Source organism: Virgibacillus necropolis, from assembly GCF_044793635.1.
GTDB classification, from domain to species: domain Bacteria; phylum Bacillota; class Bacilli; order Bacillales; family Amphibacillaceae; genus Virgibacillus_F; species Virgibacillus_F necropolis_A.
Genome location: NZ_CP084992.1, coordinates 733,247 through 746,144, shown reverse-complemented (window position 1 = coordinate 746,144; position 12,898 = coordinate 733,247). Strand labels below are relative to the sequence as shown.

Genomic DNA, 12,898 nt, shown 5'->3' with positions numbered 1-12,898 from the left:
CTTGTCGGGGCTGACCAGGGCGCTTGCGCTTTTCTTAAATTGGTTTTATAAGCATGGAGTGGTAAAAAATGAACGATCTGGCAGTTAGAAAAAGTAAGATGATATACTGGGCATCTGGTATTGTATCTATTTGTGGCATTATTTTTGAAGTTTTGTTTGGAGCATTGGGATCATACATATTGGGAGATGGTGTGAAGCAATATACATTAACCATTTCCTTGTTTTTAACTGGAATGGGTATCGGAGCTAGTCTTAGTGAAAAGGTTATGAAAAACCTCATCTTAACATTTGTTTGGATTGAATTTGGCGTAGCTATAATAGGTGGATTTTCAAGCTTTACAATGTTTGGTATTACGGCCTTCGCACCATACGGTACAGATGCATTTTATTTATATTTTATTACACTATTGGTTGGTGGGTTAACCGGGATTGAGCTGCCAATACTTATTAGAAAAGCCAATGAGATTGGCGTAACCCTGAATAAGAGTACTGCACGTGTTCTGTTCTCGGATTATGCCGGGGGACTGGTTGGTGGCCTCTTATTTGTATTTTTATTACGTCCGCAATTTGGGATGGTAAAGTCTGCTTTTCTAGTTGGTTGCATTAACCTGGCAGTTGCCTTAACAATATTATGGTTATTTCGGAAAGAGATTAAGAACTTTACAGTACACGCAACGTTTGGAATTATAATCGCGATATTATTAATTATTGGGGTATTCTTTGGAGAGGCAATGGCTTTTACATTCGAACAAAAACTTTACAAAGACCCAATTGTATACATGGAACAAAGTGCGTATCAAAAAATTATCCTGACCCAGGACGAGGGTGATACAAGACTCTATCTTAATGGATCCCTTCAATTTAGTTCGACTGACGAGTACAGGTATCACGAGGTTCTTGTACATCCAACAATGGCCCAAGCAAAATCACACGAAAATGTATTAATTCTAGGTGGCGGGGACGGTATTGCTGCTAAAGAAATTCTGCAGTATAAGGATGTTGAACAGGTTACACTTGTAGATTTGGACCCTGCCGTTGTTAATCTAGCTAAATCTAATCAGCGGCTATTACAATTAAATGAAAGGTCACTGTACAATGATAAAGTGGAAGTGATTCACAAAGACGCATTTAGCTATCTGGAGACAACAGAAGAGTGGTATGACGTCATTATTGTTGATTTACCAGACCCAAATAATGAAAGTTTAAATAAACTTTACACCAAAGAGTTTTATTCGTTAATCAGGAACCACTTAAAACCAGGTGGAGCAACAATGATCCAATCAACAAGTCCAGTTTTTGCAACTAAAGTGTATTGGACAATTTCAGAGACTGTAAAATCAACTGGATTATATACAGAAAACCTACATGTCGATGTTCCTAGTTTCGGAAACTGGGGATTTGTGATGGCAAGTCGTGATGAAATTCATCTGGAAAATTTGTCTATTAATGTTGAAACAGAGTTTTTGAAATCCGATATGCTAGTGGGATTAACACTATTTGGGAAAGATGAAGATAGTAAGATTGTGAATGAAAAAGGTGAAAAATTCACGTTGGTACCAAACACTTTAATTGATCCGAATTTAATTCGTTTGTATGAACATGCATGGAAAAATTATTAAACGGGTAAAGAGTTAGATACAGGTGAAAAATTAAAAGGAGAGATTACGTTGAAATTATCTTATCATGGACATTCAGTTGTCAAACTCGAGACAGGTACACACACCATTTTAATCGATCCATTTATATCAGGTAACGATGCTTGTGACTTAGATGCCAGTTCAGTAAAAGCAGATGTAATTTTGCTTACACATGGTCATAACGATCATGTGGGAGATACAATTGAAATGGCAAAAAGAAATGATGCATTAGTAGTCGCACCATTCGAATTAGCAGAATACTTAGGTTCAAAAGGGTTGAATACACATCCCATGCATATAGGTGGCGGGCATACATTTGACTTTGGTAAAGTTAAGTTTACGCAAGCGTTTCATGGCTCTGCATTTACAGAGGATGATGGAACTACGATCTATACAGGCATGCCTGCAGGGGTCTTACTGACAGTAAACGGGAAAACTATCTACCATCTAGGTGACACGGGATTGTTTTCTGACTTAAAATTAATTGGTGAGATGAATGACATTGATGTGGCATTCGTACCAATAGGCGATAATTTTACGATGGGGCCAGAGGATGCACTAGTGGCAGCGGACTGGATAAACTCTAAGATAGTCGTACCTGTCCATTACAATACATTTCCAGTAATTGAGCAAAATCCGGATGAGTTCGCTAGTAAAGTTAAAAATGGTAAAGGTAAGGTAATGAATATTGGAGAGGTAATGGAGTTATAAAGATAAGTGTGAGCAATTAGGCTCACACTTATTGTTTTTTTAGGATCGTATATGTGTAGATATTTGGCAAATGATAGACTATAATAATAGCAAGACTAAGGTAGGATATGGTGAAAGATAACCTGTACCTAGAGTATAGGGGTTATCTGAAGAGAGAAAAGGCTTAGTTAAACCTAAGCAAGTTAGAGCCATTTTAGATATTCTTGTAGCGATATCGGTTCCGACTATTAGAAGAATACCTAGAGACTAGGGGAAAACACAGATAGTTAGATATATGAAACCATAATTTTTTAACGCTCTGCATCGATTTGTTGCAGGGCGTTTTGTTCCAATTATTATTTAAGGAGAGAACTCATGGAAATCACATTAATCATCTTATTCTTCATTCTAGGACTCATTTTTGGTTCATTTTTCAATGTTGTTGGCTTGCGTCTCCCACAAAAACAACCATTCGCAAATGATCGTTCTATTTGCCCTCAATGTAATCACACACTAGCTTGGTACGAATTGGTTCCTGTTTTATCGTTTGCTACACAAATTGGTAAATGCCGACATTGTAAAACCACTATATCGACTATTTATCCAGTTGTGGAACTCGTGACTGGTATACTTTTTGCTCTAGGTTTTGCGAAAATTGGACTTGATCTTGAATTAATTACAGCCTTATTACTCGTTTCCATGTTAATGATTATCTTTGTGTCTGATATAAAATATATGCTTATACCGAACAAAGTCCTTCTTTTCTTTTTACCATTATTTATTGTGATGCGTTTAGTACAACCATTAGATTCGTGGCTGACTTCAATAACTGGAGCTATTGCAGGACTTGGGATCACCGCCATTATCATCCTTCTCAGTAAGGGTGGAATGGGAGCGGGTGATATGAAGTTATTTGGAGTGCTTGGCATTGTCTTAGGGTTGAATCATATTTTACTTGTATTTTTTCTATCAACAATAATTGGAGCCTTTGTTGGAAGTCTATTACTACTTTCCAAAATAATCGATCGAAAACAACCGATACCATTTGGTCCATACATTGTCGTTGCAGCAATTATCGCATATTTTTATGGCGATTCTATCATTGATTGGTATATGCAATTTTATATATAGGTGTTATGGAGGATTGAGAAAAATAACGATTCGAAGTCAATTAAAGATATAACAAGGCTATTCAGAATGTCTCGCCGGATGTTACTTTTATTAAAAATAAAAAATTTACAACCATATCCAACTTTTCGTATAACGGCGTAAAACCAAGTAATTCTTTAGAAGGTTTTACGCCTTATTTCAATTATCTGCTTCTGGCTTTATCTTTTTAAAGGCTAGGAAAGCAGCTATGAGTGCTAAAATGGAAAGCAGGCTAACCAACCAAGTTAAATCCTGTTTCATTAATAATGCAATAGCAGGGGGACCGCCAGCCACTCCAATAAAACGTGCTGAACTGTATATAGAAGTAATCGTACCTCTTACGTCCTTATTGATACTTTCCGTTATCAATGCATCCATACAAGGTAGTACAGCTCCAATCCCTACACCGCAAATAAGGAAAACAATGATTACATAGATAAATTGATCAGAAAAGCGTATAGCTATCACTGCACCACCAGCCACTACAATTCCAACAAACGTAATCCATTTCATCAAAACTAAATTGTCTTTTATTTTTTTACCAGCTATAAATGATGCTAAACATAGCGCGGCAAGTGGGACAGCAAGAAATAAACCTTTCTTAATTCCTTTAAAGTCATATACCTCTTCCAAAATACTGGAAAGGTAAAAAAGAATTCCAAACAAAATAAACATTAAAATAGCTCCTATTACAAATATGGCAAGAAGCCACCGTTTATGTTCTTGAAATACTTTTTTCGTATTTTGTTTAAATTCCTTAAAACTTGGCCCTTTTTCTTCATCTTTAGGTTTTTTAACCAAAAAAATAATGAGCATAACGGATATAAGACAGAATAGAGGAATAGAAAAGAAAGGTAAAAACCATATAATTCCTGCTAACACAGACCCAAGAATTGGACTTAATACTTTTCCAAATGTATTAGAGGTTTCAATGATACCTAAGGTTGAACTGATATCCTTGTCTTTTTGAAACATGTCTCCTACCAGCGGTAAAACTATAGGAGCAGTTCCCGAGGCGCCTATGCCTTGAAGAACCCTACCTATAATTATAAATAAGAAAGGATCACTCATTTTCCAGGATGCCCATCCAGCTATCAAAGCTCCTATTCCTGCGATAAATAAAGATGGAATAATGACATTTTTTCTTCCATACCGATCGGAGAGATAGCCAGCTATTGGAATTAGAAAAATTGCTACGATTGAATACACACTAATTATGTAGCTGGACTGTAGCTTTGAAATTCCCAACTCTTCCTCCATTATGGGTAATACGGGAATTAACATAGAATTTCCAAGTGTCATAATTAATGGAATGGATGCCATTGAAACAATTGCCCATCTTTTTTCATGAACTTCATTACTTTGTTCAGGCCTATTTTCCATGCACAAGCTTCCTTTCTAACTGTACTATCTTTACTATTCACGCTTTTCATGTTCTTTATCCTAGAATGATTTTTACTACTTTTTTCCTGTGTTCTGAAATGGCCTGTCTAATCATATAGTAAACCATAGGAACAAGGAGGGAATTTTATGCGACACTATGCTGTTTTACGTTTATTATTAGCATGCTTCTTCTTATACTTTGCATGGCCAATCATTCCGACTGCGGTAACCTCATTAGAGGCTATGTTTTGGGGAATGTGGTTGGTTTTATTTTTATTAGTTGTAGCTGCAAATAGTGCAACACTTTTACGAATTACAGAGCCACCATCTATGGAACAGGAAAGAACTAGACAACGACAAAGGCTTTAACATTGAGGTTTGACCAATTCAACTGTATAATTAATACCATAATTTACACTAGTACAGTTGAAAGTTGGTGATGACTGGGTGGCAACGAAACATGAGCAAATCATTCAGCATATTGGCACTTTAGGGATTGGAAATAAAATATCTGTTCGTCAAGTAGCAAAGGATTTAAATGTCAGTGAAGGTACTGCTTACCGGGCGATTAAAGAAGCGGAAAATCAAGGGTTAGTAAGTACGATTGAGCGGGTTGGAACCATACGTATTGAACGGAAAAAGAAAGAAAACTTTGAACGATTGACCTTTGCTGAAGTTATTAATATTGTTGATGGACAAGTTTTAGGCGGGCAAACAGGTTTACACAAAACATTAAGCAAATTTGTAATAGGTGCTATGAAATTAGATGCTATGATGCGATATACTGAACGTGATTCACTATTAATAGTTGGAAACCGGGTAAAGGCACATGAGCTTGCTGTACAAGAAGGTGCAGCAGTTCTTATTACTGGTGGTTTTGACACAGAAGAACATATTAAGCGGCTTGCTGATGAAAAAGAAATTCCGATCATGTCAACAAGCTATGATACTTTTACGGTTGCAGCAATGATTAATCGTGCCATTTATGATCAATTGATAAAAAAAGAAATTGTTTTTGTCGATGATATATTTACACCAATTGAAAATGCTTATTATTTAGATGCGAAAGACGTATTAGAAAAATGGTATACACTTAATGGTAAATCGACACATTCCAGGTTTCCTGTTGTCGATGACAAACAGCGAGTAGTGGGAATGGTAACCTCGAAGGATGTAATTGGGAAGGATGGCCAAACTGCAGTAGAAAAAGTAATGACGAAGCGACCGCATGTTGTCCAAGCAAAGACCTCGTTAGCTTATGTTGCCCATATGATGATTTGGGAGGGTATTGAGGTTATGCCAGTTGTGGATCAGTCGAATAAATTACAAGGCCTTGTATCAAGACAAGATGTATTGAAAGCATTACAGCAAATTCAGCGTCAACCACAAGTAGGCGAGACAATTGACGATATAATCGCACGCAATTTAGAGTCGCTTGACGCAGAACAGACTATTTTTCAAACAGATATTACACCACAGATGACAAATCAACTAGGGACATTATCAAATGGTGTTTTTACTTCACTAATTTCAGAAGCAAGCAGTCGGTTGTTGTTACAGGTGAAAAAAGGTGATTTAGTCGTGGAGAATATCACTGTTTATTTTATGAAGCCTGTACAAATCGATAGTAAGATTATAATTAAACCAAAATTGCTTGAGGTTGGGAGAATCTATGCAAAAATAGACATTGAGGTATTTAATGATAAAAAAATGGTTGGGAAAGGTTTATTGATGGCCCAATTAATTGACCGTTAGACGAGAACAAAAGCGCAAGCGCCTGGTTATTGCCGTATGACCTGGACGATAAAAAAGCTGACTTGTTTTTAGTCAGCTTGCCTGTTTAGCTGTAGTGTCCTACCCCTTGAGGTAGCACTGCCGCTTTTCTTTATTCCTTGTTTAGTCGTTGCCATTCAGCTTTGTAATGCTTTGCTTCTTTGAAGCCACGTAATAGTTGCATTCCACCAAGTATTAGAAACACAATACCTATGAATAATGAAATTTGTGTTTGATAAAATATGTATTGGTTAACTGCGAAAAAGAAAATAAAACCACCGAGACAAATCCTTGATTTTGCGTTAAGATATGCTTGGGTTAGTTTATCATCACTTTTTAGAATAGCAACTTTATAATACACAAAAAACACAAGTGATAATGTAATAAGAATTGGGAATATCATTTCCATTTAATCTACTCCGTAAAATATTTTTGAGGGATATATCAAGAAATCCTTTTTACATTGTAGCTTGTTTTATTGAATTTTGCTAGAAGTAATGTCTATACGTTAATAAGAATGGAAGTGTAAAATATGAACTTTGATCTACTAGTACAGGCAATAGAAAATCATGACACAATTATTATTCATCGTCACGTTCGCCCTGATCCAGATGCACTTGGATCCCAAGGTGGACTAATGCATTTGATTAAAGAAACATATCCATCAAAAAATGTTTATATCGTTGGTTCAGCGGATCCATCCTTAACATTTTTAATAGAAATGGATACGATTGATGACGACTTTTATAAAGAAGCACTTGTTATTGTTTGTGATACTGCAAATGCTGCGCGAATTGATGATACACGATATGATATAGGCGATATGCTAATTAAAATCGATCATCATCCTAATGTAGATGAATATGGGGATATCATGTCAGTTGATACAGAAGCAAGCTCAACAAGTGAAATTATTTATGATCTTTTTTTATATGCAAAAAACCAGGGATATAAAATGAACGATCAGGCAGCTAGACTTATTTACGGAGGAATAGTTGGCGATACTGGAAGGTTTTTATTCCCGAGTACTACTAAAAAGACATTTCAATATGCGGCAGAACTTGTAACCTATAATTTTGATCGTTCCGCATTGTATGATGGAATTTATAATACAAAGGAAACAATAGCTAGGTTACGCGGTTATATTTTGCAGAATTATAAGTTGTCTGATTCGGGTATGAGCACAATTAAATTAACAAAGGCGATATTAAATAAATTTGACGTGAATATTATGGAGACAGGTCAATTGGTAGGGGTATTGGGAGATGTAGAAGGAATTAAGGCATGGGCATTTTTTATTGAAGAAGAAGATGATTTAATTCGTGTTCGCCTGCGCTCAAAAGGTCCAGTAATTAATACGATTGCTGCAAAATACAATGGTGGCGGTCATCCAATGGCAGCTGGTGCATCTGTTGATTCATGGGAAGCGGTTGAGCAGGTCATTCATGATCTTGATCAAGCATGTATATCTTATACATACTAAAAAAGAAGTGCTGATACAGCGCTTCTTTTGCTTTAGATTGATAACTTCTTAGCATTTCAATTAGTCAGTGGATTTCCTTTTTTACGTCCTCAATAAGTCGTCGCATGAGTACAATCTATAATTCGCTTAACAGGCATTTCCGCTTTCGTTATGAAGTGGTATGAACCAGCACCCTGAAGGAGCTTCATCACAATGTACACTTAGTTCATATTTTTGTATATCTCGTTTTATTAACCGAATTAATTCATGTGATTCTGCATATGCTGTCAAACCATTTCTTAATTGGTTTACCTTTTCTTCCTTAATTCGCTTTTGATTCATAATAAACATACGAACCCACTCCTTTCGAATAAAATAGTATATGAAAAGAATCATAAATGTGCCTATAAAAATTAAAAATTTTTTTAAGAGTAAGGAAAGTATAAATGAAAGTCTGCGCTTTTCTTAACTCTCAATTTCAGCTTCCATCGTTATCTCTACTGTTGCAGCTATTAATAATTTTTCGATCGTGAATGTATATGTCATTTCATCAACTGTAAACCTTTTGTTTTCAATTGTTGACATTAATAATTGATTACTATCATATACGGTACGGATGTCTTGACCAACAATATGCGATATTTCTTCTTTAATAAGTTGCTCAAGTTGGTGTACAATTAATTTGTCCTTCAATTCTTTTTCATTTGTAATACTTATTTCGATTGTTTGTACCGTATCAGATTCCTTTGTCTGTTGGTTAAGGTTTTCCTTATCTTTTAGTAAAGCTTCGTTCTGGTCCTGTAAATCGGTTACCTGTGACTTGAGCTCCAGGTTTTCTTCCATTAAATTTTCGTACATAGAACCATACATATAAAGAAGCACACAATATGCTATTATTGCACCAAAAAATGTACCGACCATAAACCGCTGCCAACTTTTCCGCTTATGATATGGAGGAATATGCATTATTCAATCTCCTGTTGGATAGCCCATGATAAGAGTAACATGGCTGATTTTACTCCACCCATGGCAGCTACTATTAATAAGACTTGTTTAAAAACATCAATTGTTGATCCATCAAGCCCTCTTTCAAATTTAGCGATAGCATCAAATGTTCCACCGATAGCCGCAACGATTGCCCAAATACGCAAACTTTTAGCTAGACGTGTAATAGCCGTTACTGGTGCATCTCCGGTAATAAAAGAGCCCACGCTGCCGATTATAGTACCTCCGATAATGACTCCAAACGCGATAAAATAGCAATGTATAAATGTAGCAAAAAATCGTTCTTCCATAATATACGCTCCCCGCAAGGTAGACTACTTTAACTATATGATTAAATTGGACGAGATATGAATTGTGCAAGAGCATTGTGCTTCGTTATAATAAAGAGAAGGGAATGAAAGGTGGGATAGTATGTCATTTACGCATTTACAGGTTAAAAGTGGATATAGTTTAATGGAAAGTACCATTACGATTGATAAGCTTGTAAAAAAGGCACTAGAACATAATTTTCAGGCTCTGGCATTGACAGATGACCAAATATTATACGGCGCTATTCCATTCTATAAAGCGTGCAAGAAGCACGGGATTAAACCTATAATCGGAATGAACGTACATATAATAGATGAGAATATGGATGAAAGTATTTGCACGTTACTAGCAAAAAATAATCAAGGTTACCAGCAATTAATGAAACTAAGTACCGAAATTCAAACAAGCAATAACAACTATATCGAATTAGCTCAACTAAATAAATATACGCGGAATTTAATTGGAATATTACCAACAAGTAGCAAGGAAATGGTTAGTCGATTTGAAAATCAATCATTTGAACAAATTGAGGACTACATTAATAATTGGAAACAGATATTTGAAGCAGGTGACTTCTATTTAGGTATTGAAAACCATGGTACAGATCAAGAAAGAAAATTGCACCAATCACTACATGAGTATTCCAATCAAAGCCAAGTGAAAATCGTTGCAATTAATGGTGTGAAATATCTAGATGAAAAAGATAATCATGCATATGATTGTCTTCAAGCAATGAAAAATGGGCAACGGTGGGTTCCAAGCAATAACCCAATGACTAAAAATCATCATTTACGATCAGCAGATGAAATGAACACTTTATTTGGATTACATTGGCCAGAAGTATTAGAGGAAACTAATAGAGTTATGGAAAAGTGTAATGTAGAATTAAGCTTCGATGAACGATTGTTACCAGCTTTTCCAGTACCGGAGAACAAGGATGCTCATACATACTTAGAAGAACAATGCTGGGATAACTTGGAGAAAAAGTTTACATTGATTACCAATGAGATAAAAGAGCGTTTGCGTTACGAACTATCTATTATTAATTCAATGGGGTTTAGTGATTATTTTTTAATCGTTTGGGATTTCATTAACTATGCAAAACAACATGACATTGTTGTTGGACCCGGGCGTGGATCTGCTGCAGGCTCATTAGTTGCATTTGTTTTATCTATCACAGATGTGGATCCAATTAAACATCATTTACTTTTTGAACGATTTCTCAATCCTGAACGAATCACGATGCCAGATATAGATATCGATTTTTCCGATAATCGCCGGGACGAGGTTATCGAGTATGTTCGGAATAAATACGGAGCAGAACATGTTGCGCAAATTATTACATTCGGTACATTTGCAGCCCGCTCTTTGTTACGTGAGTTAATTAAAACTATGGGAATAGATCAACAGGATGCTTACTTTTTATTAAAAGAAATACCAGTTCAGGCAAACAAATCATTACTTGCCTATATTCAGGAATCGAATGATTTAAAGATGTATATTAAACAGTCAACTTCACTAAAATCATTATTTACAATTGCGCTTACGCTTGAAGGTTTACCAAGACATGTTTCCACGCATGCTGCTGGAGTTGTAATAAGCGAGAAACCACTTGTAGAACATATTCCGCTTACAATGGGATCGAGCGATACGCTTTTAACTCAATACCCAATGAATGAATTGGAATCAGTAGGGTTATTGAAAATGGATTTCTTAGGACTACGGAACCTAACGTTATTGGAACGTGTAATTAAATCAATTGCAAAAACACATAAAAAACAAATCAATCTCGCGCATCTCCCGGATGATGATGATGCCACTTTTAAACTATTACAGTCCGGTATGACTAATGGTGTATTTCAGTTAGAATCGGACGGCATGAAACAGGTCTTAACGAAATTAAAACCAACATCATTTGAAGATATTGTCGCGGTGAACGCACTTTATCGTCCTGGTCCAATGGAAAATATACCTGATTATATAAGTAGAAAGCATAATCAATCAACCATTAATTATCCACATCCAGATTTGGAGCCAATCCTTAAGAAAACATATGGTGTATTAATCTACCAAGAACAAATTATGCAAATCGCTAATCGAATTGCGGGCTTCTCACTTGGGAAAGCGGATATTTTACGAAGGGCCGTTAGCAAAAAGCAGCATGAACTAATGAATGAGCAAAAAGAATCGTTCATTTCTGGTTGTTTAGAGAACGGATATAACGTAGCGGTTGCAACAGAAATCTTCAATTGGATTGTTCAATTTTCAAACTATGGATTTAATCGAAGTCATGCAGTTGCGTATAGTAAAATATCGTACCAACTTGCTAATTTGAAAGCTCATTACCCGACTAACTTTTTTGCTGAATTACTAAGCGCAAGTTCGAACCAACAAGAAAAAGTGCACCAATATCGACATGAAGCAAAAGACTTCGGGCTTGTATTTCAACCGCCAAGCATTAATAATAGTTTTGGTAAATATACAGTCGATAACGGTCAAATCCGAATGGGACTTTTATCCATTAAAGGAGTCGGTAATCAAGCTGTTAAGGAAATTGTACGTGCTCGTAAGTCTGGACCTTTTAAGAACATTTTTGATTTTTGTTTACGTATTTCTACAAAGCTAGTAAATCGCCAGACAATGGAACTCTTAATAATGGTTGGAGCTTTTGATGAAACCTATCATAATCGTGCAAGTCTTTTAGCATCCATTGATCACGCAATGGAACAAGGCGAATTATTTCGTGAATTTGCTGATCAGCCAAGCTTGTTTCAGGATAAAATGGATTTAGAGGCAACTTACGTAGAAATCGAGGACTTTAGTTTGATGAAGAAGTTAGCTGATGAAAAAGAGTTGATAGGAATTTATATTTCAAGTCATCCATTAGCAAGTTATCGACAGCAACTTAGAGGGAATGGCTATATCACCTTGAATCAAGCAAACAAGAAGCCTGGAGAACGTAACATAAAAAGCGCTGGTATTATACAAGCTATGAAAACTATTCGAACAAAGCGCGGAGATCCCATGGCATTCATTACAATCAGTGACGAAACAAGTGACATGGAAGCGGTAATTTTCCCAGACGTATTTCGAGATATAAATCGGTGGCTGGATGAAGAAGTTATGGTTTTTATAACAGGTAAAATTGAATCACGTAACAATAAAAATCAATGGTTACTTCAAGATGTTCATCAATTTAACGAGGAAGAACTTGATTCCAAGTCGAATCAACGACTTTTTATAAAATTTAATGAGAATAATAGTAATGATGTATTACTGATCTTGAAAAAGATTGCAACGAATCATCCTGGAAACACACCCGTAATCATTCATAGAGAAGATAAAAAGCAAACTTACCAATTAGCTAGTGACTTTTTTATGCAATCAACTACTTATTGTTTACGAGAATTAAGGCAATATTTTGGAGAAGAGAATGTGGTCTTAAAAACAGAGTGATTTGGCTGTGCCTCTAGACTTTACACACAAATAT

The 12,898-nt window shown here is 35.8% G+C and carries 12 protein-coding genes; 7 read left to right on the top strand and 5 right to left on the bottom strand.

Going from position 1 to position 12,898, the window contains the following annotated elements; genetic code table 11:
• The first annotated feature begins 68 nt into the window (after window positions 1-68).
• From LG329_RS03815 to LG329_RS03805, 3 genes are all read left to right on the top strand, one after another.
• Entirely contained in the window at window positions 69-1,619 is a 1,551-nt protein-coding gene (locus LG329_RS03815) for a polyamine aminopropyltransferase (protein WP_404453562.1), read from the top strand.
• A gap of 48 nt (window positions 1,620-1,667) precedes the next feature.
• Complete coding sequence (locus LG329_RS03810; RefSeq protein ID WP_404453559.1) at window positions 1,668-2,348, top strand: metal-dependent hydrolase; 681 nt, start codon at window positions 1,668-1,670, stop codon at window positions 2,346-2,348.
• Window positions 2,349-2,702: 354 nt separating this feature from the next.
• Window positions 2,703-3,458 (top strand): prepilin peptidase, encoded by a 756-nt coding sequence (locus tag LG329_RS03805; RefSeq protein ID WP_404453557.1) that lies wholly within the window; start codon window positions 2,703-2,705, stop codon window positions 3,456-3,458.
• Window positions 3,459-3,635: 177 nt separating this feature from the next.
• On the opposite strand, the gene LG329_RS03800 is transcribed toward LG329_RS03805, so the two are convergent.
• Window positions 3,636-4,859 carry an MFS transporter gene (locus LG329_RS03800; RefSeq protein ID WP_404453554.1) on the bottom strand — a complete coding sequence of 408 codons (1,224 nt, stop codon included), beginning with the start codon at window positions 4,857-4,859 and terminating at the stop codon, window positions 3,636-3,638.
• A gap of 147 nt (window positions 4,860-5,006) precedes the next feature.
• On the opposite strand from LG329_RS03800, the gene LG329_RS03795 reads away from it, so the two are divergent.
• Together LG329_RS03795 and LG329_RS03790 are read left to right on the top strand one after the other, a co-directional pair.
• Entirely contained in the window at window positions 5,007-5,228 is a 222-nt protein-coding gene (locus LG329_RS03795) for a hypothetical protein (protein ID WP_404453551.1), read from the top strand.
• A gap of 78 nt (window positions 5,229-5,306) precedes the next feature.
• Window positions 5,307-6,614: a DRTGG domain-containing protein gene (locus tag LG329_RS03790; RefSeq protein ID WP_404453549.1), complete on the top strand. Its 1,308-nt coding sequence runs from the start codon at window positions 5,307-5,309 to the stop codon at window positions 6,612-6,614.
• Window positions 6,615-6,744: 130 nt separating this feature from the next.
• Here LG329_RS03790 and LG329_RS03785 read toward each other — a convergent pair whose 3' ends face one another.
• A complete protein-coding gene (locus LG329_RS03785) occupies window positions 6,745-7,041 on the bottom strand; it encodes a YtpI family protein (RefSeq protein ID WP_404453547.1) in 297 nt (98 codons plus the stop codon).
• A 123-nt stretch (window positions 7,042-7,164) separates the two neighbouring features.
• Here LG329_RS03785 and LG329_RS03780 point away from each other — a divergent pair, with 123 nt between their 5' ends.
• On the top strand, window positions 7,165-8,115 hold the full coding sequence (locus tag LG329_RS03780; protein WP_404453545.1) for a bifunctional oligoribonuclease/PAP phosphatase NrnA: 951 nt from the start codon (window positions 7,165-7,167) through the stop codon (window positions 8,113-8,115).
• 126 nt (window positions 8,116-8,241) lie between these two features.
• On the opposite strand, the gene LG329_RS03775 is transcribed toward LG329_RS03780, so the two are convergent.
• The 3 genes from LG329_RS03775 to LG329_RS03765 all read right to left on the bottom strand — a co-directional run bounded on the left by LG329_RS03775 (window position 8,242) and on the right by LG329_RS03765 (window position 9,389).
• Window positions 8,242-8,445: a hypothetical protein gene (locus LG329_RS03775; protein ID WP_404453543.1), complete on the bottom strand. Its 204-nt coding sequence runs from the start codon at window positions 8,443-8,445 to the stop codon at window positions 8,242-8,244.
• A 114-nt stretch (window positions 8,446-8,559) separates the two neighbouring features.
• Window positions 8,560-9,060, bottom strand: a complete 501-nt coding sequence (gene ytrI, locus LG329_RS03770) for a sporulation membrane protein YtrI (RefSeq protein WP_404453540.1) — start codon at window positions 9,058-9,060, stop codon at window positions 8,560-8,562.
• A complete protein-coding gene (locus LG329_RS03765; RefSeq protein ID WP_404453537.1) occupies window positions 9,060-9,389 on the bottom strand; it encodes a YtrH family sporulation protein in 330 nt (109 codons plus the stop codon). The genes ytrI and LG329_RS03765 overlap by 1 nt, the downstream gene beginning before the upstream one ends.
• A 121-nt stretch (window positions 9,390-9,510) precedes the next feature.
• On the opposite strand from LG329_RS03765, the gene dnaE reads away from it, so the two are divergent.
• Window positions 9,511-12,864 (top strand): DNA polymerase III subunit alpha, encoded by a 3,354-nt coding sequence (gene dnaE / locus LG329_RS03760; RefSeq protein WP_404453535.1) that lies wholly within the window; start codon window positions 9,511-9,513, stop codon window positions 12,862-12,864.
• Window positions 12,865-12,898 lie beyond the last annotated feature (34 nt).